The 22,111-nt window shown below is 54.1% G+C and carries 27 protein-coding genes; 15 read left to right on the top strand and 12 right to left on the bottom strand.

Going from position 1 to position 22,111, the window contains the following annotated elements; translation table 11 throughout:
- Positions 1–11: 11 nt before the first annotated feature.
- Genes ACFQW4_RS07200 through flgB form a run of 7 tightly spaced genes read right to left on the bottom strand, consistent with a single transcriptional unit; the run spans position 12 to position 5,154 of the window.
- Positions 12–722 carry a flagellar basal body L-ring protein FlgH gene (locus ACFQW4_RS07200; RefSeq protein ID WP_097094260.1) on the bottom strand — a complete coding sequence of 237 codons (711 nt, stop codon included), beginning with the start codon at positions 720–722 and terminating at the stop codon, positions 12–14.
- Between the two features lie 60 nt (positions 723–782).
- Positions 783–1,565, bottom strand: coding sequence for a flagellar basal-body rod protein FlgG (flgG, locus tag ACFQW4_RS07195; protein ID WP_007885801.1), 783 nt, complete (start codon positions 1,563–1,565; stop codon positions 783–785).
- 17 nt (positions 1,566–1,582) lie between these two features.
- Positions 1,583–2,341: a flagellar basal body rod protein FlgF gene (locus tag ACFQW4_RS07190; protein WP_101760847.1), complete on the bottom strand. Its 759-nt coding sequence runs from the start codon at positions 2,339–2,341 to the stop codon at positions 1,583–1,585.
- A 20-nt stretch (positions 2,342–2,361) separates the two neighbouring features.
- Positions 2,362–3,624: a flagellar hook protein FlgE gene (flgE, locus tag ACFQW4_RS07185; protein WP_101760848.1), complete on the bottom strand. Its 1,263-nt coding sequence runs from the start codon at positions 3,622–3,624 to the stop codon at positions 2,362–2,364.
- Between the two features lie 25 nt (positions 3,625–3,649).
- Positions 3,650–4,321: a flagellar hook assembly protein FlgD gene (gene flgD, locus ACFQW4_RS07180; protein WP_110865917.1), complete on the bottom strand. Its 672-nt coding sequence runs from the start codon at positions 4,319–4,321 to the stop codon at positions 3,650–3,652.
- A 12-nt stretch (positions 4,322–4,333) separates the two neighbouring features.
- The gene (flgC, locus tag ACFQW4_RS07175; protein ID WP_064740862.1) at positions 4,334–4,738 is read right to left on the bottom strand and encodes a flagellar basal body rod protein FlgC; all 405 of its coding nucleotides are present in this window, start codon (positions 4,736–4,738) and stop codon (positions 4,334–4,336) included.
- Between the two features lie 2 nt (positions 4,739–4,740).
- The gene (gene flgB / locus ACFQW4_RS07170; protein WP_008103091.1) at positions 4,741–5,154 is read right to left on the bottom strand and encodes a flagellar basal body rod protein FlgB; all 414 of its coding nucleotides are present in this window, start codon (positions 5,152–5,154) and stop codon (positions 4,741–4,743) included.
- Positions 5,155–5,307: 153 nt separating this feature from the next.
- On the opposite strand from flgB, the gene flgA reads away from it, so the two are divergent.
- From flgA to flgN, 3 genes are all read left to right on the top strand, one after another.
- On the top strand, positions 5,308–5,967 hold the full coding sequence (gene flgA / locus ACFQW4_RS07165) for a flagellar basal body P-ring formation chaperone FlgA (protein ID WP_377724564.1): 660 nt from the start codon (positions 5,308–5,310) through the stop codon (positions 5,965–5,967).
- 105 nt (positions 5,968–6,072) lie between these two features.
- Entirely contained in the window at positions 6,073–6,378 is a 306-nt protein-coding gene (gene flgM / locus ACFQW4_RS07160; RefSeq protein WP_101760851.1) for a flagellar biosynthesis anti-sigma factor FlgM, read from the top strand.
- A gap of 5 nt (positions 6,379–6,383) precedes the next feature.
- The gene (gene flgN / locus ACFQW4_RS07155) at positions 6,384–6,815 is read left to right on the top strand and encodes a flagellar export chaperone FlgN (RefSeq protein ID WP_101760852.1); all 432 of its coding nucleotides are present in this window, start codon (positions 6,384–6,386) and stop codon (positions 6,813–6,815) included.
- A 284-nt stretch (positions 6,816–7,099) separates the two neighbouring features.
- On the opposite strand, the gene murJ is transcribed toward flgN, so the two are convergent.
- The 4 genes from murJ to rimJ form a co-directional block, all read right to left on the bottom strand.
- On the bottom strand, positions 7,100–8,638 hold the full coding sequence (gene murJ, locus ACFQW4_RS07150; RefSeq protein WP_101760853.1) for a murein biosynthesis integral membrane protein MurJ: 1,539 nt from the start codon (positions 8,636–8,638) through the stop codon (positions 7,100–7,102).
- Positions 8,639–8,759: 121 nt separating this feature from the next.
- Positions 8,760–9,680 (bottom strand): Gfo/Idh/MocA family protein, encoded by a 921-nt coding sequence (locus ACFQW4_RS07145; protein ID WP_137385551.1) that lies wholly within the window; start codon positions 9,678–9,680, stop codon positions 8,760–8,762.
- A 1-nt stretch (position 9,681) separates the two neighbouring features.
- A complete protein-coding gene (locus ACFQW4_RS07140) occupies positions 9,682–10,323 on the bottom strand; it encodes a DUF480 domain-containing protein (RefSeq protein ID WP_377724560.1) in 642 nt (213 codons plus the stop codon).
- Between the two features lie 15 nt (positions 10,324–10,338).
- Positions 10,339–10,932, bottom strand: coding sequence for a ribosomal protein S5-alanine N-acetyltransferase (gene rimJ, locus ACFQW4_RS07135; RefSeq protein WP_101760856.1), 594 nt, complete (start codon positions 10,930–10,932; stop codon positions 10,339–10,341).
- A 245-nt stretch (positions 10,933–11,177) separates the two neighbouring features.
- Between rimJ and mdtH the strand changes: the two genes are divergently transcribed.
- The 10 genes from mdtH (at position 11,178) to ACFQW4_RS07085 (ending at position 18,898) form a co-directional block, all read left to right on the top strand.
- Positions 11,178–12,380, top strand: coding sequence for a multidrug efflux MFS transporter MdtH (gene mdtH / locus ACFQW4_RS07130; protein WP_377724559.1), 1,203 nt, complete (start codon positions 11,178–11,180; stop codon positions 12,378–12,380).
- A gap of 89 nt (positions 12,381–12,469) precedes the next feature.
- Positions 12,470–13,117, top strand: a complete 648-nt coding sequence (grxB, locus tag ACFQW4_RS07125; RefSeq protein ID WP_192234315.1) for a glutaredoxin 2 — start codon at positions 12,470–12,472, stop codon at positions 13,115–13,117.
- 111 nt (positions 13,118–13,228) lie between these two features.
- Positions 13,229–13,792 carry a lipoprotein gene (locus tag ACFQW4_RS07120; protein ID WP_101760859.1) on the top strand — a complete coding sequence of 188 codons (564 nt, stop codon included), beginning with the start codon at positions 13,229–13,231 and terminating at the stop codon, positions 13,790–13,792.
- A gap of 135 nt (positions 13,793–13,927) precedes the next feature.
- Positions 13,928–14,974, top strand: a complete 1,047-nt coding sequence (gene pyrC, locus ACFQW4_RS07115; protein WP_377724556.1) for a dihydroorotase — start codon at positions 13,928–13,930, stop codon at positions 14,972–14,974.
- 68 nt (positions 14,975–15,042) lie between these two features.
- Positions 15,043–15,288, top strand: coding sequence for a DNA damage-inducible protein I (dinI, locus tag ACFQW4_RS07110; RefSeq protein WP_101760861.1), 246 nt, complete (start codon positions 15,043–15,045; stop codon positions 15,286–15,288).
- Positions 15,289–15,431: 143 nt separating this feature from the next.
- Entirely contained in the window at positions 15,432–15,701 is a 270-nt protein-coding gene (locus tag ACFQW4_RS07105; RefSeq protein ID WP_101760862.1) for a hypothetical protein, read from the top strand.
- Between the two features lie 278 nt (positions 15,702–15,979).
- Positions 15,980–16,234, top strand: coding sequence for a biofilm formation regulator BssS (gene bssS / locus ACFQW4_RS07100; protein WP_008103119.1), 255 nt, complete (start codon positions 15,980–15,982; stop codon positions 16,232–16,234).
- Positions 16,235–16,340: 106 nt separating this feature from the next.
- Positions 16,341–17,456: an N-methyl-L-tryptophan oxidase gene (solA, locus tag ACFQW4_RS07095; protein ID WP_192234320.1), complete on the top strand. Its 1,116-nt coding sequence runs from the start codon at positions 16,341–16,343 to the stop codon at positions 17,454–17,456.
- A 292-nt stretch (positions 17,457–17,748) separates the two neighbouring features.
- Positions 17,749–18,321 carry a cytochrome b gene (locus ACFQW4_RS07090; protein WP_377724553.1) on the top strand — a complete coding sequence of 191 codons (573 nt, stop codon included), beginning with the start codon at positions 17,749–17,751 and terminating at the stop codon, positions 18,319–18,321.
- A gap of 1 nt (position 18,322) precedes the next feature.
- Complete coding sequence (locus ACFQW4_RS07085; protein ID WP_101760864.1) at positions 18,323–18,898, top strand: YceI family protein; 576 nt, start codon at positions 18,323–18,325, stop codon at positions 18,896–18,898.
- Positions 18,899–18,942: 44 nt separating this feature from the next.
- On the opposite strand, the gene ACFQW4_RS07080 is transcribed toward ACFQW4_RS07085, so the two are convergent.
- Entirely contained in the window at positions 18,943–19,998 is a 1,056-nt protein-coding gene (locus ACFQW4_RS07080) for a rhodanese-related sulfurtransferase (RefSeq protein WP_101760865.1), read from the bottom strand.
- A 267-nt stretch (positions 19,999–20,265) separates the two neighbouring features.
- Here ACFQW4_RS07080 and ACFQW4_RS07075 point away from each other — a divergent pair, with 267 nt between their 5' ends.
- Together ACFQW4_RS07075 and ACFQW4_RS07070 are read left to right on the top strand one after the other, a co-directional pair.
- On the top strand, positions 20,266–21,189 hold the full coding sequence (locus ACFQW4_RS07075) for a Kdo(2)-lipid IV(A) acyltransferase (RefSeq protein WP_101760866.1): 924 nt from the start codon (positions 20,266–20,268) through the stop codon (positions 21,187–21,189).
- A gap of 558 nt (positions 21,190–21,747) precedes the next feature.
- Positions 21,748–22,014 carry a hypothetical protein gene (locus tag ACFQW4_RS07070; RefSeq protein ID WP_008103132.1) on the top strand — a complete coding sequence of 89 codons (267 nt, stop codon included), beginning with the start codon at positions 21,748–21,750 and terminating at the stop codon, positions 22,012–22,014.
- The last annotated feature ends 97 nt before the right edge of the window (positions 22,015–22,111 follow it).

Raw genomic sequence — 22,111 nt, 5'->3', positions numbered from 1 at the left:
GTTACTACCTCTTACATCGGCGAGACGTTCAGGAAGAAACGCTGGAACCAGCCCATCGTCTGCGCTTCATTGATATAACCATTTCCGACGTACTCAATACGTGCATCGGCCACCTGCGTTGACAGCACCGCGTTGCTGGCGCTGATGGTGCGTGGGTTAACCACGCCCGAGAACCGGATAAATTCGGTGCCCTGGTTAATTTCGATCTGTTTCTCACCCACCACGCGCAGGTTGCCGTTCGACAACACCTGATTGACGGTGACGGTGATGGTGCCCGTAAAGGTGTTGTTGGCCGTCGCGCCACCTTTACCAGCAAAGTCATTTTTGCCATTGGCATCCAGCGTGGCTTTTTCGCCACCGGCACCCACCAGACCGCTCAGGCCGGTTGGTACACCTGTCACACCAAAACTGTTGCTGCCATCGCGGCTGGCATTGGCCGAAGAACTTTTGCTGGCGCTGACATTTTCCTGCAAGGTGATCGTCAATGTATCGCCAATGTTGCGTGGACGACGATCCTCAAACAGCGGCTGATAGCCGTAGTTCAGCGGTGCGACGCCCTGAAAAATGGAACCGTTCACCACCGGCGGTGCGGATGGCGTCGGCTCTGCCGTAGTCGATCCCTGTACCAGTGGTGTGCGCGGAACCAGCGCACAACCGTTAAGCGTGAGTAGCAGCGTGGCTACCAACCAATGACCAGGCTTGAGAATCACTTGCTTCGCCACTTTTTGACCTTCTTCATGTTGCTTAATCAGGCCAGCAGAGCTGGCCCAACGACACCAGCATTACAGCTGGGTTAACTTCGCCAGCATCTGATCGGAGGTGCTGATCGCTTTACTGTTGATCTCGTAGGCACGCTGCGTCTGAATCATGGTGACCAGCTCTTCCGCCACGTTGACGTTCGAGGTTTCGACATAACCCTGATACAGCAGACCCGCGCCGTTCTGGCCTGGCGTACTCTGCGTCGCCGCACCGGATGCCTGCGTCTCCTGATAAAGGTTTTCACCCTGGCTGTTCAGACCCGCATCGTTCATAAAGGTGCTCAGCGTCAGCTGACCGACCTGCGCCGGGTTGGTCTGGCCCTGCTGCGTTACGCTCACCACGCCATCGCGCGAGATCGTGATGCTGGTGGCGTTGGCCGGAATAGTGATACCTGGCTGTACCGGATAGCCGGCGTTAGTCACCAGCTGACCGTTCTGGTCAACCTGGAATGAACCATCACGGGTATACGCCGAGGTGCCGTCCGGCATCTGCACTTCGAAATAACCCTGGCCGTTAATCGCCACGTCTTTCGAGTTGCTGGTCTGCGACAGGTTACCCTGCTGATGCAGACGTTCAGTGGTGACAGGACGCACACCGGTACCGATCTGCAAACCAGACGGCAGCGTGGTTTGCTCTGACGACTGGGTGCCCGGCTGACGCAGGGTTTGGTACATCAAATCTTCGAATACCGCGCGCGAACGTTTAAAGCCGTTGGTGCTTACGTTCGCCAGGTTGTTGGAGATGACGTCCATGTTGGTTTGCTGAGCGTCAAGACCGGTTTTGGCGATCCATAAAGAACGAATCATGGTGTTTTCCTTACGCCTTAGCTGCTCATGTTGAGCAAGCTGTTAGCTTTTTGTTCGTTTTCATCGACGTTGGAGATCACTTTCATCTGCATCTCAAAACGTCGGGCGTTGGCGATCATATCGACCATGGTTTCCACCGGCTTGACGTTACTGCCCTCCAGCACGCCGGGCATCACCGTCATGGTGGCATCATTTGCCAGCGCAGCGCCGCGCGTCGCCTGGGTTTGCTGATTAGGACGGAACATGCCGTCATCACCGCGCTGCATCTCTTTACCGGTGGCGCGCACCAGCTTCAGACGACCAATCTGCACCGTGGCATTGGGTGCATCACCGGCGTTACGCGAGGTGATGGTCCCGTCTGCCGCGATGGTCAATTCAGCGCCTTGCGGGATGGCGATCGGACCCCCATCGCCCATTACGGGATTGCCCTGAATAGTCAAAATACCGGTCGCGCTGATCTGCATATTGCCGTTGCGGGTATAAGCTTCAGTACCGTCAGCGGCACGCACCGCCAACCAGCCGTCCTGCGCGACCCCCACATCCAGCGTGCGACCGGTGTTGTCCATCGAGCCCGGTGACATATCGGCGCCCGGCGTGGAAGCGGCAACCAGCGTACGCGTCGGCAGCGACCAGCCGCTGACCGGCACCGCGCGCAACGCGTTGAGCTGAGCACGAAAGCCCGGCGTTGAGGCGTTGGCGAGGTTGCTGGCCGTTACCGACTGCTGATCCAACGTCTGACTGGCCGCGCCCATGGCGGTATATATTGCGTGATCCATAAAGCAATCCCGTTAGCGAATTAACGTAAGTTAACCAGGGTGTTAAGAATCTGGTCCTGAGTTTTGATGGTCTGGCTGTTGGCCTGATAGTTACGCTGCGCAACGATCATGTTCACCAGCTCTTTGCTCATATCGACGTTGGACGCTTCCAGCGCACCTGAAGTCAGGTTGCCGTAAGTACCGGTGCCTGCCAGACCAGTGGCGGCCTGACCTGATGAGCTGGTGGCAGACCAGACGTTGTCACCTTCAGACTTCAGACCTTCCGGGTTAGAGAAACTCGACAAGACAATTTGTCCCAGAAGTTGGGTTTTCTGGTTGGAGTAGGTGCCAGTAATGGTGCCGTCATCATTGATGGTGTAGCTGGTGAGATCGCCAGGCTGATAACCGTCTTGCGTTGGGTTACCAAAAGTGGTCGCACCGGTGTTTTGCTGCAGGCTACCCAACATGCTCAGGCTGATATTCATGCCATTCGCCCCGTTGGTGCCGTCCACAACCAGGTTTGCCAGGGAAGCGCTGGTGTCAGCAACACCCGCTGCAGTGATTTTCCCCACCTGCGTCAGCTTACCGTTAGCATCAAATTGCATCTGATAACCCAGGTTGTCACCGCCCAAAGTATTACCAACTTCATTACCGGTGGTGGAGTCAACCATGTGCACGGTCCAGGTGTTATCCGCCGTTTTGATGTAGTACATGTCTAACTGGTGATCGTTACCCTGCGTGTCGTACACCGTCATGGTGGTTTTCGCGTTGTAGCTATCAACGTTGGACTTATCAAACGGGGTGACGGTCGGGGTGGTGCTGGTGGAGTTCAGGTTGGCAACCTGGGTAGCAGTTGTTGTTGCACGTGCCCCCATCTGCGTGGTTGGAATACTCAGCGCCACTGGGTTGGCACCGGTCTGAATGGTTGGTGGTGTACCGCTGGCCGGATAGCCGGTGACGTTCAGACCCTGGGTGTTCACCAGGTTACGGTTGGCATCCAGCGTGAACTGGCCGTTACGGGAATAGAACACACCGCCGCTGGCGTCGGTCATGCGGAAGAAACCGTTGCCGCTCAGTGCCACATCCAGTCCACGACTGGTTGACGTTGTACTTCCATCACCAAAGTCCTGAATGACGGCGGCAACTTTGGTACCCAAACCCACGTTAGAGCCGGCAAACATATCGGCAAAAGCAATGGTGCTGGATTTAAAACCGGCTGTGGCGGAGTTGGCGATGTTGTTACCAATCACATCCAGATTGCTGGAGGCAGCATTGAGGCCGCTCACCGCTTGTGAAAAAGACATGTAATCTCTCCTGCTAAAAGGTTAATCAGAGAATCTGACGAATTTCATCGAGGGTTGCGGAGCCCATGGTGCCGAGATCCAGTTTTGTGGTGCCATCAGTGGTGCTGACGCCATTGACGTAGGCATAGTTCAGCGGCTGCGCCACCAGTTGCGTGCTGCCATTGCTGGCGGCCAGCGAAACAGAATATTTGCCATCCGCGGCGGTAGAACCGTCATCCAGCTTGCCGTCCCACGAGAAGGTGTGGACGCCAGAGCTCAGTTTGCCGAGGTCAATGGTGCGGACCGTGGCGCCGTTACTGTCTTTAATCGTGACACTGGTGGCCGTGGACGCTGTCGCCAGCTCAATGCCAAACGGCGTAGTCGTACCGCTGCCTACCAATACCTGCGAACCATTGACCATCACACCGTGACCAATCAGCGTTGAACTCTGCAGCGACTGGCTGGTAGTGATCTGGCCGGAGATGGATCCCAGCGTGGTATTCAGCTTTTCAATACCGCTCAGGGTGTTGATCTGTGCCAACTGCGTGGTGAGCTGGCTGTTATCCATAGGATTAGTGGGATCCTGGTTTTTCAGCTGCGCCACCAGCATGTTCAGGAACTGATTCTGTAGGTCGGCGGAAGAGTTACCGCTCGAAGCGCTACTGGAGGTCAGTACCGTTGGGTCCAGACTGTCTTTAATTCCTACTGCTACGCTCATATTCGTTCTCCGTTACTGACCGATAGTGAGAGTTTTCATCATCATTGACTTCACCGTGTTCAGCACTTCAACGTTGGCCTGGTAGCTGCGCGACGCGGACATGGTGTTAACGGTTTCGGACACCACATCAACGTTTGGCATCTTGACGTAGCCCTTCTGATCCGCCAGCGGATTGCCTGGGTCGTACACCAGTTTTGCCGGGGTAGGATCGTTCACCACGCCAGCGACCTTCACGCCGCCGGTGGCTGCACCTTGTGCGGCGTCGGTCTGGAAAATCACCTGTTTCGCCACGTAAGGCTGGCCATCTGGGCCGGTCACGCTGTCGGCGTTGGCCAGGTTACTGGCGCTGACGTTGAGGCGCTGTGATTGCGCTGTCATCGCAGAACCGGCGATATCAAAGATATTCAGCAATGCCATGCTTATTGCCCCTGCAGAACGCTCATCATGCCTTTGATCTGGCTACTGATGAGGGTGAGATCGGTTTGGTATTTCAGGCTGTTATCAGCAAACTGCGTACGTTCGCGATCCATATCCACGGTGTTGCCATCCGCGGCGGGTTGATCGGGAATGCGGTACAGCAGATCCAGTGACGGCTGAGAGTTGGTTTGCGCTTCAATGTGGCGTGAGGACGTCACATTCAGCGCCAGACTGCTGCCTTCGGCGCGACCGTTTTGCATCACCTTGCTCAGCTGACTGGCAAAGTCGATATCCCGCGCCTGGTAGCCCGGGGTATCGGCGTTGGCAATATTTGACGCCAGGATTTCCTGACGCTGAGCACGTAGGTTTAACGCTTCAGTACCAAATCGCAGCGCGGCATCGAGTTTGTCGAGCATGCTTCCTCCGCGAATGAGAATTTCGAGCTGACAGCTTAAGTGGACAAATGCAAGGGTGATCGTCTGAATAGCAGCAAAAATGACGGCTATTTTTGACATTGATTTTTTTGCGCGAGGCGTAGACTCAGTGCCATCTTCTCGTCAGGAGGCGTTATGCGCAGATATTCCACCTTGCTAGCCATACTTTTGCTGGCACTGGCGCTACCCAGTTCTGCTGCGGACCTTACCGCGCAGTTGACCCAATATTTTAAAGCACGCGACCCCCAACATGCCGCCGGCATGACGGTGGTGGTGCGTACGCCACAGGCGCAGTGGCCAAACTGCGAAACCCCTGAACTGCAGCTGCCGGGCAATAGCCGTCAGTGGGGCAACATCAGCATCGCCGCCAACTGCGATCAAAATCGTCGTTTCCTGCAGGTTCAGGTGCAGGTCACCGGGCAATATCTGGTGGCGAGCCGTCAGGTGGCGCGCGGCAGCAATCTCAGCCCGACGGACGTGCGTCTGGCAACCGGACGTCTCGATGAACTGCCAGCACGCGCATTGATGGACAGCAGCGGCGTCGTCGATGCGGTCGCGCTACGCGATATCCCGCCAGGACAGCCAGTCACCGCCACCATGGTGCGTCAGCCGTGGCGCGTGAAAGCCGGTCAAAATGTGATGGTAGTCGCCAGTGGAAACGGGTTTAATGCCAGCAGCGAAGGACGTGCGCTGAACAACGCCAGCGCGGCACAAATGGTGCGCGTGAGGATGGGAAATGGTCAGGTTGTCAGTGGTCGCGTCGACGCGGATGGGAATATTCTGATATCGCTATAAAGCGTTAAAGAACCCTGTTGTTCTGCCGATAGAGATATCAACAAAGACATTACCCTATGCTGACTCAGTTGGCTGACCCCCAACTGACCTTACAGGAGCCTTACCATGAGCATCGACAGAACGCAGCCTACGAATCCGGTTAGCACTGTTCAAACACGCGACAATAACGATAACAGCAGCAAAGTGCGTCAGAGCGCGACGCCCGCAGCCAGTACCACCAGCGAAAGCGGTGCGGAAGTGAAGTTGAGTACCGCGCAGGCGCAACTGATGCAGCCTGGCAGCAAAGATATTAATACAGCGCGCGTTGAGCAGCTGAAGACGGCCATTCGTAATGGCGAATTGAAAATGGATACCGGTAAGATCGCCGACGCGCTGATCGCCGATACCAAGGCGTATTTAGAGGGTAACTAATCCCAATGGACCATCTGCTGATCACCTTAGACAAAATGCAGGACGTGCTGACATCCCTTGCGGTGGTAATGGATGAAGAACAACAGCAACTTTCTGCCGGCCAGATCAATGGCAACCTGCTGCAGCGTATTTCTGAAGATAAAAGCGCGCTGCTGACGACGTTGAATTATCTGGACGAGATGCGCCGCACCACCGAGAAAACGCTCGGCACGCAGGCGCCCTATGGTGATCACAGCGATCGCGAAAGCCGCTGGATGCGTATTCAGCAGCACACGCGCCGCTTGCGCGATGCCAATACGCATAACGGGATTTTGTTGCAGCATCAAATCGGCTACACCAATGAAGCATTGGCGGTGTTACGACCCCACCAAACCCAGGCGTTTTACGGCCCGGATGGTTTGGGTAAAGGTCAGGCGACGCTGAGTCGTAAAGGGTAGAAAAAAGTGGGTTTGAAGAGGCTGCTATCTTTTGGGATGGCGGCCTTTTTGTTGTGTGCGGGACCTACAGCATCTGCCGCTGCCGGGCGGTCCTCGCGCCGCTTACGCGGTACCTTCAGCTTCAACGTTGTGCCGACGGACCGTTCGGGATCGGGCTTCCTGCCCGGCCCGAACTGAGCCCCGCATCCATGCGGGTCTCTCCTGGCCCACCGTTTACGCTTCAGCGCTGCGGATTGCCCTTACGCAGCGGCAGACGCTGCATGTCCATTAAGAGAGTGCGGCCTTTAAACCAGCGTGCGGCGCGCGAAGTCGCGCGGGCGGAAGCCGAGCAGACCAAGCATCACAAAGTATGCGCCGCCGCCAATGGCGCAAACCGCCGCCAGACGAATCAAGCGCCACCACATCTGCCCCTCTTCCCATGCCGGCATCACCTGCAGAATGCCAAACAGTGCTGCGGCCATTACCACTACGGCAATCAGCAAACGGGTCAGGAAACTGAACCAGCCAGGCTGCGGCTGGAAGATATCCTGCTTACGCAGTTGCCAGTACAGCAGCGCCGCATTCAGGCAAGCGGCCAGACCGATCGACAGCGACAAACCGGCATGTTTGAGCGGGCCGATAAACGCCAGGTTCATCAGCTGCGTCACAATCAGTGTCACGATGGCAATTTTCACCGGAGTTTTGATGTCCTGACGAGAATAGAAGCCGGGTGCCAGCACTTTCACCACGATCAGCCCCATCAAACCCACTGAATAGGCAATCAGCGCGCGCTGCGTCATTAGGGCATCAAACGCGGTGAACTTGCCGTACTGGAACAGCGCGACCGTCAGCGGCCCGGACAAAATGCCCAACGCCACTGCGCTCGGCAACGCCAGCAGGAAGCATAGACGCAGGCCCCAATCCATCAACCGTGAATACTCTTCCTGATTACCGCTGGCAAAACTCTTCGCCAGCGAGGGCAGCAAAATGGTGCCCAGCGCCACGCCCAGCACGCCGGAAGGAAACTCCATCAGGCGATCGGCGTAGTACATCCACGAAACCGAACCGGAAACCAAAAAGGAGGCGAAAATGGTGTTGATGATCAGTGAAATCTGGCTCACCGACACGCCGAGGATCGCCGGCCCCATTTGACGCATTACGCGCCACACGCCCGCATCGCGCAGATTCAAACGCGGTAAAACCAGCATGCCAATCTTCTTCAGGTGCGGCAGCTGATAGAACAGCTGCAACACACCGCCGACCACCACGGCCCACGCCAGCGCCATCACCGGCGGATTAAAATGCGGCGCAGCGAAGACAGCAAAACCAATCATGCTGATGTTCAGCAGCGTCGGCGCAAACGCCGGCACGGAAAAACGGTTCCAGGTATTGAGGATCGCGCCCGCCAGCGAGGCCAGCGAGATCAGCAAAATATAGGGAAAGGTGACGCGCAGCAGCGCGCTGGTTAAGGCAAATTTATCGGCGGTATCGGCAAAGCCTGGCGCCGTCACCACAATAACCCAGGGCGCAGCGATCATCCCTAACACGGTCACCACCGCCAGCACCAGCGTCAGTAATCCGGAGACGTAAGCGACAAACACGCGCGTGGCATCTTCACCCTGCTTGCTTTTATATTCCGCGAGGATCGGCACGAACGCCTGAGAAAACGCGCCTTCAGCGAAGATACGGCGCAGCAGGTTCGGCAGTTTGAAGGCAACAAAGAAGGCATCGGTTGCCATTCCTGCGCCGAAAACGCGCGCCACAATGGCATCGCGGGCAAAGCCCAGTACGCGGGAAAACAAGGTCATCGAACTGACCGCAGCCAGCGATTTCAACAAATTCATATTGAGTGGCGCATCCTGAAAAGTGTCGGAGAAATGAGCGACTTAGCGCGGACATCCCGTGATGTCCGGCGATAGTCTACTGCCACGGCGGGAAATGACCAGCATTGAGTGTTACAAGGAATTATTCACGTTCGGCATCGCGCCACAATTTTTCCACCAGACGCTGCGCCGCCAGCGCCTGTTCGCCACTGGTTTCAGGCATCGTCTGATTTTCAACACACTGGATGAAATGGTGCGCTGCGCCGCTGAAACCGCGCTGAGTAAGGTGGCTTTGCCACGCGGGCGGCACATCACGCACCATGCCGCCGCGGTTTTCCTGCTGCCAGTCGCGCATCTCGTTAATTTCGATGTAATCACCGTCGCAGATGGCGCTGACGACTTCGCGTTGTGTCCCGGCGCGACGATGCATGCTGGTGGTGATTTGCAGCGATCCGGCGGAGAAATGGTGTTCGGCGTACAGCATCGCGCCATCATCATTGGTCTCGATATGCCCTAACTCGCGCGTCAGGCTGCCGCCCGCCAGCCACAGCGCGGTGTCCACCACGTGCAGATAATCGTCCAGCAGGGTAAAACGCAAATCCTGTGGACCCACGCTATCCGCGCGGTGCTTCTCAATACGCAGCGAGGCGGCGCGTGGCATGTCACTTTTCAGCTGCTGATAACGCGGCGCAAAGCGGCGGTTAAATGCCACCATCAGCTTGCGCTTCTGCTTGTCCGCCAGCGCCACCAGCGCTTCGGCCTGTTGCAGCGTTTCGGCTAACGGTTTATCGACGCACACATCTTTGCCCGCCAGCAGCAGCGCTTTAACCACTTCGTAATGGCTGGCGGTGCTGCTGTGAACAAACACCGCATCACTGGCGGCGGCCAGCGCATCCAGTTGACCAAAATAAGGTATGCGATAGCTATCGCAGATCGGTTGCGCCTTTGCCTGATTGGGCGAAAACGCACCCGCTAATTGCCAGCCGCTGGCTTGCGATAAAACCGGCAGCCATGCTTTCTGCGCGATACCGCCCAATCCTACAATGCCAATACGCAGCGTCATATTAGTGCTCCTTTTGCAGCAGCTGTTGCAGTTGCGACTGCAACTCAGCAACCGTTTCTTCAAGTTGCGCGACACGCGCGGTTAAATCGCCGTTGTCACTGATGGTTTCTGCGCTGGCCGCGTCTTCCTCTACTTCGCCACCGTAAAGATGCATATAGCGGCTTTCACGTTTGCCCGGTTCGCGCGCCAGTCGCACCACCATTGGGCCATCCTCGCGCGTGCTTAAACCATTAAGCGTCTGCTCGACTTCATTCATATCGCTGAATTCATGCAGACGACCGCTGCGGGTGCGCAGTTCGCCCGGCGTCTGTGCACCGCGCAGGAACAGCAGCGTCAGCACGGCGACTTCAGCGCTGCTCAGTTGCAGATTGCCGAAAGCGGAATTGCAGAAGCGCTGTTCATACTTGCTGACGCGTTGACCGAAGCCGTTATTGGCGGTCACCAGATGCTTTTTCACCAGCTCATCAAGCTGCGCTTGCACCTCCATCTCGCTGAGATTGAGCACCGGTTCGCGGTTAGATTTCTGATTACAGGCGGTGACAACGCCATTAAGGGAGAGCGGATATTGATCCGGCGTGGTGACCTGCTTCTCCAGCAGGCATCCAATCACGCGCAATGCCTGCGCGGATAAGGCCATTTTCATTGAGGTGATCCTTTATTATTGTCCACGACGATCCGGGGTCCACTCCCGGCAGGTCAACGCGGTGAGTACATGATCCTGCCAGCGCCCATCGATCAACAAATAATCTTTGGCGTAACCCTCTTTTTCAAATCCAAGACGCGCCAGCAGATCGCCACTGCGTTGATTGTGCGGCATATAATTAGCCATAATGCGGTGAATACGTTGCTGGCGTTGCATATAGCGAAGGGTGGTAGTGAGCGCTTCAAACATCAGTCCCTGACCTTGCCACTTCTCGCCCAGTGAATAGCCGAGATAGCAGGCGTGAAAGGAGCCGCGCAGCACGTTGCTGTAATTCGCCACACCACGCACTTCGGTCTCTTCCGGGTCCATCAGCACAAAATAGTAGGCTGAGCCCTGTTTATGCATGTCGGCGATCAGTCCGAGGCGCGCTTGCCAGCCCGAAGGATAACAATGGCTCTCGTCGCGCACCGGTTCCCACGGCTTGAGAAACGCACGATTTTCAGCGTAATAATCCGCTAATCGCCAGGCATCGCGTTCGTGTACTAAACGCACCACTAAGCGATCGGTAGTGAGGCGCACGCGTGGGCCAGCAGAACGATAGCCAAACATCATGACTCCTGAAATCCATAACTTAAGAAAGATGTACGCCAGCGGCGATACTCCTCACTATAACCGTCACCCCGCTTGCGGTAAAATCCTTGAACGCGTTCCTCAGAATTCATCCTGATTTAGGATTAATATTTCTGCGGATTCGATGAAAAAATATCATCCTGAGAAAGCTGTTTTTCGCCGCTGAGCAGGCGGAAAATAGACCAATTGGTCTCTTATCTCCTCTCATTTGCTCAGGAATTGGCATGTCTCGGGTTGCGCAGGCACGACGCCTCGGTAAAACATTTCTTTTAGTGGATAACATGCTGGTTGTGATGGGCTTTTTCGTGGTGTTTCCCCTCATTTCCATCCATTTTGTCGAACAGCTGGGCTGGGCCGCGTTGATGGTCGGTATTGCGCTTGGCTTGCGCCAGTTCGTCCAGCAGGGATTCGGCATCTTCGGCGGTGCGATTGCCGACCGTTTTGGCGCGCGTCCGCTGATCGTCACCGGCATGCTGATGCGCGCGGCGGGTTTTGCCTGCATGGCGCTGGCGCATGAACCCTGGCTGCTGTGGTTTGCCTGTTTGCTTTCCGGCCTTGGCGGCACACTGTTTGATCCGCCACGCAGCGCGCTGGTGATGAAACTGGTACGCGCACGCGATCGCGGCCGCTTCTTCTCCCTGCTGATGATGCAAGACAGCGCCGGTGCCGTGCTGGGTGCGCTGATTGGTAGCTGGCTGCTGGCGTGGGATTTCCGTCTGGTGTGCTGGGTTGGCGCGGCGATGTTTGTCACTGCTGCGCTGTTTAACGCCGTTTGGTTACCGGCGTGGCGCATCTCAACCGAACGCATTGCGATGCGTGAAGGGATGCAACGCGTCTGGCAGGACAAGCGTTTTCGCCTGTACGTGCTGACATTGACCGGCTACTACATTCTCGCCGTGCAGGTGATGTTGATGCTGCCGGTGATGGTGAATCAGGTAGCCGGGGCGCCTGCTGCGGTGAAATGGATGTACGCGATTGAAGCGCTGCTGTCATTAAGCCTGCTCTATCCGCTGGCGCGCTGGAGCGAAAAACGCTTCCGCCTCGAAACGCGTTTGATGGCCGGCTTGTTCCTGATGACGTTCAGCCTGCTGCCGGTTGGCATGACCGATTCGCTGCCGTCGCTGTTTATGCTGATCGCCCTCTTTTATCTGGGCTCAATCATCGCGGAACCGGCGCGAGAAACGCTCAGCGCTTCGCTGGCCAGTTCACGTGCGCGCGGCAGCTATATGGGCTTCAGCCGACTCGGCCTCGCGATTGGCGGCTTGATCGGCTACTCCGGCGGCGGCTGGATGTTCGATATGGGCCAGCAATGGGCGCTGCCGGAACTGCCGTGGATGCTGCTGAGCAGCGTTGGCATGATTACCCTTTTGGCGCTTTGGTGGCAGTTCCAGCCGCGTTCGGTGGCGCCAGCGATTTTCAGCAGCTAATTTGCCCCCGCCAAAGATCTCTTCCATACTTCCCGCACGTCCGAAAAAAGGGTGACCTCTGTCACCCTTAGAACCACAGGAGAAACGGGATGAAACTCTACATCTACGATCACTGCCCTTTCTGCGTCAAAGCACGCATGATTTTCGGCTTAAAAAATCTGCCATTAGAACTCATCGTTATGCTAAATGACGACGAGCAAACGCCGAAAAAATTGATCGGCCAGAAAATGGCGCCGATTCTGCAAAAGGCCGATGGCAGCGCTGTACCGGAAAGTATGGATATTGTGCGGCTGGTAGATAAATACGATCACCAACCGCTGCTCAATGGCAAAAGCAATCCTGCGATCAGCGACTGGCTGCGCCACGTGAATGGCTACGTCAATAAGCTGCTGCTGCCGCGCATCGCCGATGCCTCCTTCGCCGAATTCGCTACGCCGGAAGCGCGTAGCTACTTCAGCGAGAAGAAGCAGGCCAGCGTGGGCGATTTCAGCGAGTTGCGTAAACACGCGCCGGGCTTAATCAAAAACATCAGCGATGATCTGCGTCAGCTTGACAAGCTGATCGTCAAACCCAATGCGGTAAATGGCGAACTGTCGGAAGATGATATTCATCTTTTCCCGCTGCTGCGCTCCTTAACGCTGGTCAACGGCATTGAATGGCCAAGTCGCGTTGCCGATTATCGCGACAACATGGCGAAACAAACCCAGGTTAATCTGCTCTCCTCCATCGCCGCATAATCTTCATCCCTGAGAGGCGCTGCGGCGCTTCTCATCTCTCTCCTGGTGACACATGCCGCTGATTCAGGCAGGCTATCGCTGTTTTGCCGTTTCGATCAGGATGAGGACAATATGAAAAAGGCGCTTACCGGGCTTTTCGCCCTGCTTTTTGCCGTGCTACTCAGCGGCTGTAACCAATTGACGCAATACACCATCAGCGAACAGGAAGTGAATCAGGCGCTGCAAAAGCGCAATAACTTCGAAAAAGATATCGGCGTTTCCGGGCTGGTGAATGCGCACATTGTGCTGAGCGATCTCAACAGCCAGATTGGCCGTGAAGAACCCGGCAAAATAACGCTCTCGGGTAAAGCCAATATCAATGTCAGCTCGCTGTTTGGTCCGCAGCAGGCCGAAATGCTGCTGAAGATGAAGGCGCAGCCGGTTTACAACGCACAGGAAGGCGCGATTTATCTGCATGACATGGAGATTGTCGATGCGCAGGTGCAGCCAGAGAAAATGGCATCGATCATGAAAACTCTCACGCCATATCTCAATGAGTCGCTGAAGCGCTACTTTAATGAGAGACCTGCTTATGTGCTGAGTGCAGACCGCAGCAAAGGCGAAGCGCTGGCGAAGAAACTTGCTAAAGGAATTGAAGTGAAACCGGGCCAATTGGTGATTCCGTTTACAGATTAATCCGCGCAACCGCACCTTCCGGTGCGGTTTTTGTTTGTCACAATAAAATCCCGTGCAAACGGTTGCCCACATCCTTATGATTACTCCCCGGCCTAAACGTGCCTCTCGTTTTCTTCTCAGCCGGAGTCTTTTTGAATGACAGCCCAACCTCAGCACATTACCATCCGCCGCCCTGACGACTGGCACATCCATCTGCGCGATGGCGCGATGCTTAACGCCGTACTGCCTTATACCAGCGCAGTAAATGGTCGTGCGATTGTCATGCCAAACCTGGTTCCACCGGTTATCAGCGTGGCCGCTGCCGTGGCGTATCGCGAGCGCATCATGGCTGCGTTACCTGCTGAGCACGCTTTTACTCCGCTGATGACCTGCTATCTCACCGATTTACTTGATCCCGATGAGATCGAGCGCGGCTTCCGTGACGGCACTTTTACCGCCGCCAAACTCTATCCTGCGCACGCCACCACCAACTCCAGCCACGGCGTGACCAACATCGCCGCCATCGCTAAGGTGCTGGATCGCATGCAGCAGATCGGCATGCCAATGCTGGTGCACGGCGAAGTGACCGATTCTCACATCGATATTTTTGATCGCGAAGCGCGCTTTATTGAAACCGTGTTGGAACCGCTGCGTAAACAGTTCCCGGCGCTGAAAGTGGTGATGGAGCACATCACCACGAAAGAAGCGGCGGAGTATCTGGCAGCCGGTAATGATCTGCTGGGCGCCACCATTACGCCACAGCACCTGATGTTCAACCGTAACCACATGCTGGTGGGCGGCGTGCGTCCGCATCTTTACTGCCTGCCGATTCTGAAGCGCAATATCCATCAGGAAGCGCTGCGTAAGCTGGTTGCCAGCGGGAATCGTCGCGTATTCCTCGGTACCGATACCGCGCCACATCTGCGTCACCTCAAGGAAGCCAGCTGTGGCTGCGCCGGCGTGTTTAATGCGCCGACCTCATTGCCGGCGTACGCCACAGTGTTTGAGGAGCTGAACGCGCTGGAACATTTCGAAGCCTTCTGCTCGGAGAACGGCGCGAACTTCTACGGTCTGCCGCTGAATGAAGGCACGCTGACGCTGGTGCGAGAATCCTGGCAGGTTGAAGAGAGCATTGCGCTGGCAGATGACACGCTGGTGCCTTTCCTTGCTGGTGAAACGCTGAACTGGCGCATCAAAGAATAATGATCTGCTGCTTGCCTTCGGGAAATTTATACTGTACAAATAAACAGTATATTATCCCGGAGGCTTCTATGCGTGTTGAAATTACCGTAGCAAAAACTTCGCCCCTTCCTGCGGGTGCACTGGATGCACTCAGCGTCGAACTGGTTCGTCGCATTACGCAGGATTTCCCCGACGACGATCATCACGTCAAAGTGCGTTATGCCGGCGGCAACCAACTCAGCGTGTTTGGTGGCTGTAAAGAGTCACGCGAACGCATCAGCGAACTGTTACAAGAAACCTGGGAAAGCGCTGACGACTGGTTCAATAACGATTAACTGCCACTGTGCCGTTTTTGCCGGGTATCGCTATCCGGCTTTTTTGTTTTTATTTCCCTCTCGCCAGAAAAACTTCCTGCATCTAGACTCATGTTAAACGATCCCCTATTCTTGCCTCGTCATGCTTACAGGAGGTGTTTTACATGACTACTGAAAAACCAGAAGAGGCGATGACCTTCGGAGAATTGCTGGCATTTATTGCTGAGCAACAGCGCCGCTTAACCGTATTAGAAAATGCGTTTGCCACCTTGACCTTCTGTCTCGACGATCGCGCCAATCAGTTGCTGGTCCACAACCTGACGCTGGAAGCGCAAAACCAGAACCATGACGAGCAGTTACAGCAGCATTTTACCCGGCTGGCGGAAGAGATTCAGAAACGTCACGGCCTGCTGCCGGTCGAGCCACACTCATAAACGTGCCCCCTTTTTCGGCCTAAAGTTTTCCCTTATAAAAGCCGATAACTTCGTCAGTGTTGCCAGTAATAATTCCAATAAAATGCCTGACGCTGCGGGCATTTTATTATTCGATTAAACGGCAATGTTAACCGCGTTTATTTTTACTCTGTTTAGGTTCGTCATACCTTTTAACTATTGTACCCGCTATTTCATGTTATAATTGTTTCGCTAGTGCACGATACAGCCGCATTGAACCTCAAGAAGCACTTCGTTTAACGAGTAATACGGAGGTTATAATGGACAGAAATAAAGACGTCATCCAGACTCATCCGTTGGTAGGATGGGACATCAGCACCGTAGACAGTTATGACGCCATGATGATTCGCCTGCACTCGCTCTCCTCGCAGGGGCAGAAAGAAGAAGAAGCTGACGTGGGTCCGACCTACTGGCTGACTACCGACGTAGCCAGACAGTTCATCTCTCTACTCGAAGCTGGCATTGCAAAAATAGAGTCTACCGAGCAGTACCTACGCGACAATCAAAAGCATTAATTTCTACTATCGCGTGAAAGGGCACCCAACAGGGTGCCTTTTTCATGGGCGCTCTCTTTTGATATGCTGTTGAAAAATTTCGCTGTTTTGCTGGAGTGATGTCGTTATGGTTTATGATCTGATTGTGGTGGGAAGCGGTTCGGTCGGCGCAGCAGCAGGGTTTTACGCCACGCAGGCTGGCTTATCGGTGCTGATGATTGATAGCGCCCATCCGCCGCACAGCCAGGGCACACATCATGGGGAAACCCGCCTGATTCGCCATGCGTATGGTGAAGGTGAACGCTACGTGCCGCTGGTGCTACGCGCACAGACACTCTGGGATGAGCTGGAACGCCAGAGCGGCGAGCGCATCATGCATCGCAGCGGCATCCTCAACTTAGCGCCCATCACCTCCTCCTTTATTCAAAATGTTATCGATAGCGCGAAAGCGTGGCAGCTGGATGTGAAAATCCTGCAAGCCGATGAAGTGCGCGCGCGCTGGCCGCAGTTCACAGTGCCGGATGGCTACATCGGCGTGTACGAACCCAACTCCGGCTTCCTCAAATGTGAGCAAGCGGTGCGCAGCTGGGTGCAGCTGGCGGAACAGGCCGGTTGCGCGCAGCTGTTTAACTGTCCGGTGACAGAGATAGGTCGTGACGGCGATCTGCAGCAAGTCACCACCAGCGATGGCATTTTCCGCGCGCGTAAACTGTTGGTCAGCGCCGGTACCTGGGTGAGCCAGTTGGTCGCCGATCTGCCGGTTGCGCCCGTGCGCAAAGTTTTCGCCTGGTATCAGGCAGATGGTCGCTACAGCGAGAACAATAAATTCCCCGGCTTTACCGTGGAGATGAGCGATGGCAGCCACTTTTACGGCTTCCCGGCGGATAACAACGCGCTGAAAGTGGGACGTCACGATGGCGGACAGCTGATGCAAACGCCGGCCGATCGCAAACCTTTTGGCAGCATCGCGGTAGACGGCAACGAATCTTTTAGCTTCCTGCGTAAATTCCTGCCGGGCGTGGGCGTCTGTTTGCATGGCGAAGCCTGCAGCTACGACAATACGCCGGACGAAGATTTCATTATCGATACGCTACCGGGCGAACCTAATCGTCTGATCATCACCGGCTTAAGCGGACACGGTTTCAAATTCGCCAGCGTGCTGGGTGAACTTGCCAGTGAATTTGCGCAGAACAAACCGTTCTCTTTCGATATTGCGCCTTTCTCGCTCGCGCGATTTAACTAAACCATACTTGCCGGTACTAATCCTGTGCCGGCGAAATTGACACAAACTGACAGTTAATTACCTATATCAACATTAAGCGCAGCGCTATGCCGCATTTGGTGTAGTGAATATGCAATACTTCGCAATAAGCCCCGCCATTTAAGCTGTCCCTTCAATTATTCTGACTGAGTTTTAATTAAATCCTCATTTATTCCGAAGATGATTTTCAACTTTATAGAAAAGTAAGGTTAATTGATCTTTCATTGCAAAATGTAGATGCTCATTACCACTTATTTCATTCCAGGTGATTTTAATGTGGCGTAATTCCACACAGCATTTCGGCGCTGTCTCGATTTTATTGCATTGGCTTATGGCGCTGGTTATTTACGGCATGTTCGCGCTGGGTTTGTGGATGGTCGGATTGGGCTATTACGATGGCTGGTATCACGATGCGCCCGAAATTCATAAAGGCATCGGCATTCTGCTGTTCGCTGCGCTGCTGCTGCGCCTCGGCTGGCGTTTTATTTCACCGCCGCCCAAACCGTTGGCGAGTTATTCGCCCGCCGTACGACGCAGCGCTACCGCCGCGCACTGGCTGTTATACGGCTTACTGTTGGTGCTGCTGTTCACCGGTTATCTCATCTCCACCGCCGATGGCAAACCGATCTCCGTATTTGGCTGGTTCGCGGTTCCCGCCCTGTTCAGCAGTGCCGCGCAACAAGCGGATCTGGCGGGTGACATTCATCTTTGGCTGGCGTGGGGTTTGGTGTTGTTCTCAGCACTACACGCGCTGGCAGCCCTGAAGCACCATTTTATCGACCGTGATGTGACACTGAAAAGGATGTTGGGTTACCGCATCCCGTTAACCTCTGAAAAGGAAAAGTAACGTGCTAAAGAAGACATTATTGGCAGTAGCAGCGGCCGGATTATTGAGCGCCAGCCTGACGGCCAGCGCGGCTGATTACAAATTTGATAAGGAAGGCCAGCACGCATTTGTACAGTTCCGCATTCAGCATCTGGGCTACAGCTGGTTGTACGGCACCTTTAAAGACTTTGATGGCAGCTTCACGTTTGATGAAGCCAATCCTGCGGCAGATAAAGTCAACGTGACCATCAACACCAACAGCCTCGATACCAACCATGCTGAGCGTGATAAACACCTGCGCAGCGCGGATTTCCTCAACACCGGTAAGTTCCCGCAGGCAACCTTTGCTTCTACCGCCGTGAAGAAAGAGGGTAAAGATTACAAGATCACCGGTGACCTGACGCTGAATGGCGTGACCAAGCCCGTCACGCTGGATGCAAAATTGATCGGTGAAGGCAAAGATCCATGGGGCGGCTACCGTGCAGGATTTGAAGCCAGCGGTGAGATCGTGCTGAAAGAGTTCAACATCAGCAAAGATCTTGGCCCGGCATCGCAGAAAGCTGAACTGATTATTTCAGTGGAAGGCGTGCGTAAGTAAACGAAATACAGCCTGAAGTCCGCAGACCTCAGGCTGTTTTACGCTTATTTTTTATCTGGCGCCGGAATCGCCATCGTCATGTTCAGCAAACCACGTGATTTGTTGAACACTTTGTTGCCATTTTCACGGCCCGCACGGCGTGCGCGCTGCTCCTCTGGCGACAACGTTGACTCTTCCATGCAGATTGGGCTGCAGCAGTTGTTGTACTTTTCAGCGCAGCTTGGGCACTGAATAAACAGCAAATGACAGCCATCATTGATGCAGTTGGTGTGGCTATCGCAAGGCGTGCCGCACTGATGACAGCTGGAAAGAATATCGTCGGAAATACGCTCGCCCATGCGCTCGTCAAAGACAAAGTTTTTGCCCTTGAAACGCACCGGTAAGCCCTGTTCACGCGCCCGACGGGTGTATTCAATAATCCCGCCTTCGATGTGATAAACATCTTTGAAGCCGTTGTGTTTCATCCAGGCGCTGGCCTTTTCACAACGAATGCCACCGGTACAGTACATAACAATCTTTTTGTCTTTCTGATCCTGCAGCATATCAACGGCCATCGGCAGTTGATCGCGGAAGGTATCGGCCGGCACTTCCATGGCGTTATCGAAGCGCCCCACTTCATATTCGTAGTGGTTACGCATATCCACAAACAGCGCATCCGGATCGTCGAGCATCGCATTAACGTCCGCGGCTTTCAGGTAAGCACCCACATCGCTGGCATCAAAGCTATTGTCTTCAATCCCATCCGCTACAATGCGTTCACGCACTTTCAGGCGCAGCACCCAAAAAGATTTACCGTCATCATCCAGCGCAATGTTCATGCGCAAGTTATTTAGCGCCGCATCAAAGGCATACAAAGCGGCCTTCATCTTTTCGTAGCGGCTGGCGGGCACACTGATTTGTGCGTTGATGCCTTCGTGCGCAACATAGACGCGACCAAACACCTTGAGTTTGGTTAACTCAACGTAGAGGGCATCACGGAAGGCTTTAGGATCGGCAATCTGGAAGTATTTATAAAAAGAGACTGTGGTACGTGGTTCGGTTTCCGCCAACATACGTTCCTTCAGCTCTTTATTGGAAACAAGGTTATGTAACACTGGCATGGTGTTCGTCCTGTTAGCAATCAGAGAAATTTAGCGCGCGTATGATACCCGAATTCTGCCTGATACAAAAATGTTGGTTTGATAAGCCTGCCGGCTGAAATTACACACGCATTTGTGCGCCACAATTGCGTTTTCGTGCGCATACCTGCTGTCGGAAAGCCGTCCTCGGTCTATGCTTGATTTCAGCCAGAATGAAAAAATGGCATAATGACAAAAAATTACAGAAACCGGACTCTCTGGCATAAGACGCAGGATACTGACATTTCCATGACTCAACTTCCCCAACTCACCCGTGAACTCTTCTATCCACGCTATTGGCTGACCTGGCTCGGCATTGGCTTTCTTTATCTGCTGGTGCTGTTGCCCTATCCGGTACTGCATGCAATTGGCTGCGGATTGGGTCGCGTTGCCATGCGCTTTATGAAGCGGCGCGTTGAAGTGGCGCAGCGTAATCTTGAAGTGTGCTTCCCCACTATGCCGACCAATGAACGTGACGCGATGGTAAAGCACAACTTCGAATCGGTAGGCATGGGGCTGATTGAAACCGGGATGGCGTGGTTCTGGCCGGACTGGCGTATTCGTAAATGGGTCACCACCAGCGGGCTGGAGCACGTGACTAACGCGCTGGCAGAGAAGCGCGGCATATTATTAATTGGTATGCACTTTCTGACTCTGGAGTTGGGAGCGCGGGTATTTGGTATGCACAACCCAGGCATTGGCGTGTATCGTCCCAACGACAACAAGTTGATCGACTGGCTGCAAACCTGGGGCCGGATGCGCTCCAATAAAAGCATGCTGGACCGCAAAGATCTGAAAGGCATGATTCGCGCCATGAAGAACAACGACATTATCTGGTATGCACCGGATCATGATTATGGCCCGCGCAGCAGCGTGTTTGCGCCATTCTTCGCGGTTCAGGACGCGGCGACCACCACCGGCACCCATATGCTGATTCGTTTGGCAAACCCAAGCGTGGTGCCGTTCCTGGCGCGACGTCTGCCGAACGCGCGCGGCTATGAGCTGAAAATGATGCCAGATATCCGCGACAAATTTACGCTGGAATCTGAACTTGATACGGCTGTGGTGATGAATAAAGTGGTGGAAGAGACTGTGCTGCTGGCTCCAGAGCAATACATGTGGCTGCATCGCCGCTTTAAAACGCGTCCGCAAGGCGAACCATCGGTTTATTAATATTGGTCGGGGCACCCTGTGTGCTCCGCTGTTTATATGCACTAATTTGCCTTTTGGCGCGATCACATGCGGTAATTTATTAGTGAGCCGTGCCAGCCTGAACTTAAGCTGATAGTTGGCTTAGCGCCGCATTTAATCAGACATCACTTTTCTTCAGCACGCAATGTTGACGTAAAATTAACCTTTCCTTGCGCCGCAGCAGCCAAATTCTGCGTTGATGCAGGATTCGCGGAATTGTCACCCATTAATATTTATTCACCTAAGTTTAGCGTTTCGGACCTGATTTCTACGACTTCCAGGGCTATTCCTATTTAATATTGCTAAATCCTTCGGCATCACTTATCAATGAAGTAAAATTAACTTACTAAACAAGGTATTGTCTGATTAAAAAACCCCATATTCCTTTTCGTTAAAATAATCGCTTCGCTTATAACTTTATGGAATTGGTTCGTAAAATCGAATCCAGTTAATTTCGATTACAGCACTTAGCTTCACCCGTTCACTTTTAAAAAATATAAAAAGATTACACACAGCAAATATATCTCAGGACAATATAATATGAATAAAGGTATCTACTACTACGTGACGATCAGTACCGATCAGGAAGGTTATCATCTTCTGCATCGGAAAGAGTGCAAACGCTTACCCGTAAAGGAGGACATGGTATTTATTGGCACTCTATATAATTTAAATCAGGCATTATCAACCGCGCGTATTAATTTTAAAAAGGTTAAGCCCTGTATTAAATGTTGTATTCGTTACTCTGCTCCAATTATTCACGAATCAGTACGCCCGGTATTGCATTTCCCGCAGAAAATAGCCTGACCGGTTAGGCGGTTGAATTTCACGCAACCGCCCAACTGATATTTCCTCTCCGCCCTGCACTTCACGATTTTTCGTCTATCCTTCTGTGAAATCCCTT

It is taken from the genome of Pantoea sp. GCM10028869 (assembly GCF_042666835.1).
In the GTDB taxonomy this organism is placed as follows: domain Bacteria; phylum Pseudomonadota; class Gammaproteobacteria; order Enterobacterales; family Enterobacteriaceae; genus Pantoea; species Pantoea leporis.
Note: the sequence above shows the minus strand (reverse complement) of the source record. Positions and strands in the feature narration are given on the sequence as shown.

What these genes read in the sequence shown, in the direction of transcription:
- dinI (WP_101760861.1), top strand. Translation starts at nt 15,043, where the DNA reads ATGCGTGTTGAAATTACCGTAGCAAAAACTTCGCCCCTTCCTGCGGGT.
- ACFQW4_RS07090 (WP_377724553.1), top strand. Translation starts at nt 17,749, where the DNA reads ATGTGGCGTAATTCCACACAGCATTTCGGCGCTGTCTCGATTTTATTG.
- solA (WP_192234320.1), top strand. Translation starts at nt 16,341, where the DNA reads ATGGTTTATGATCTGATTGTGGTGGGAAGCGGTTCGGTCGGCGCAGCA.
- flgC (WP_064740862.1), bottom strand. Translation starts at nt 4,738, where the DNA reads ATGGCATTGCTGAATATCTTTGATATCGCCGGTTCTGCGATGACAGCG.
- mdtH (WP_377724559.1), top strand. Translation starts at nt 11,178, where the DNA reads ATGTCTCGGGTTGCGCAGGCACGACGCCTCGGTAAAACATTTCTTTTA.
- pyrC (WP_377724556.1), top strand. Translation starts at nt 13,928, where the DNA reads ATGACAGCCCAACCTCAGCACATTACCATCCGCCGCCCTGACGACTGG.
- flgN (WP_101760852.1), top strand. Translation starts at nt 6,384, where the DNA reads ATGGACCATCTGCTGATCACCTTAGACAAAATGCAGGACGTGCTGACA.
- flgD (WP_110865917.1), bottom strand. Translation starts at nt 4,321, where the DNA reads ATGAGCGTAGCAGTAGGAATTAAAGACAGTCTGGACCCAACGGTACTG.
- ACFQW4_RS07080 (WP_101760865.1), bottom strand. Translation starts at nt 19,998, where the DNA reads ATGCCAGTGTTACATAACCTTGTTTCCAATAAAGAGCTGAAGGAACGT.
- ACFQW4_RS07140 (WP_377724560.1), bottom strand. Translation starts at nt 10,323, where the DNA reads ATGAAAATGGCCTTATCCGCGCAGGCATTGCGCGTGATTGGATGCCTG.
- ACFQW4_RS07075 (WP_101760866.1), top strand. Translation starts at nt 20,266, where the DNA reads ATGACTCAACTTCCCCAACTCACCCGTGAACTCTTCTATCCACGCTAT.
- ACFQW4_RS07190 (WP_101760847.1), bottom strand. Translation starts at nt 2,341, where the DNA reads ATGGATCACGCAATATATACCGCCATGGGCGCGGCCAGTCAGACGTTG.
- flgA (WP_377724564.1), top strand. Translation starts at nt 5,308, where the DNA reads ATGCGCAGATATTCCACCTTGCTAGCCATACTTTTGCTGGCACTGGCG.
- flgE (WP_101760848.1), bottom strand. Translation starts at nt 3,624, where the DNA reads ATGTCTTTTTCACAAGCGGTGAGCGGCCTCAATGCTGCCTCCAGCAAT.
- flgG (WP_007885801.1), bottom strand. Translation starts at nt 1,565, where the DNA reads ATGATTCGTTCTTTATGGATCGCCAAAACCGGTCTTGACGCTCAGCAA.
- murJ (WP_101760853.1), bottom strand. Translation starts at nt 8,638, where the DNA reads ATGAATTTGTTGAAATCGCTGGCTGCGGTCAGTTCGATGACCTTGTTT.
- rimJ (WP_101760856.1), bottom strand. Translation starts at nt 10,932, where the DNA reads ATGTTTGGCTATCGTTCTGCTGGCCCACGCGTGCGCCTCACTACCGAT.
- ACFQW4_RS07070 (WP_008103132.1), top strand. Translation starts at nt 21,748, where the DNA reads ATGAATAAAGGTATCTACTACTACGTGACGATCAGTACCGATCAGGAA.
- ACFQW4_RS07120 (WP_101760859.1), top strand. Translation starts at nt 13,229, where the DNA reads ATGAAAAAGGCGCTTACCGGGCTTTTCGCCCTGCTTTTTGCCGTGCTA.
- bssS (WP_008103119.1), top strand. Translation starts at nt 15,980, where the DNA reads ATGGACAGAAATAAAGACGTCATCCAGACTCATCCGTTGGTAGGATGG.
- grxB (WP_192234315.1), top strand. Translation starts at nt 12,470, where the DNA reads ATGAAACTCTACATCTACGATCACTGCCCTTTCTGCGTCAAAGCACGC.
- ACFQW4_RS07145 (WP_137385551.1), bottom strand. Translation starts at nt 9,680, where the DNA reads ATGACGCTGCGTATTGGCATTGTAGGATTGGGCGGTATCGCGCAGAAA.
- ACFQW4_RS07105 (WP_101760862.1), top strand. Translation starts at nt 15,432, where the DNA reads ATGACTACTGAAAAACCAGAAGAGGCGATGACCTTCGGAGAATTGCTG.
- flgB (WP_008103091.1), bottom strand. Translation starts at nt 5,154, where the DNA reads ATGCTCGACAAACTCGATGCCGCGCTGCGATTTGGTACTGAAGCGTTA.
- flgM (WP_101760851.1), top strand. Translation starts at nt 6,073, where the DNA reads ATGAGCATCGACAGAACGCAGCCTACGAATCCGGTTAGCACTGTTCAA.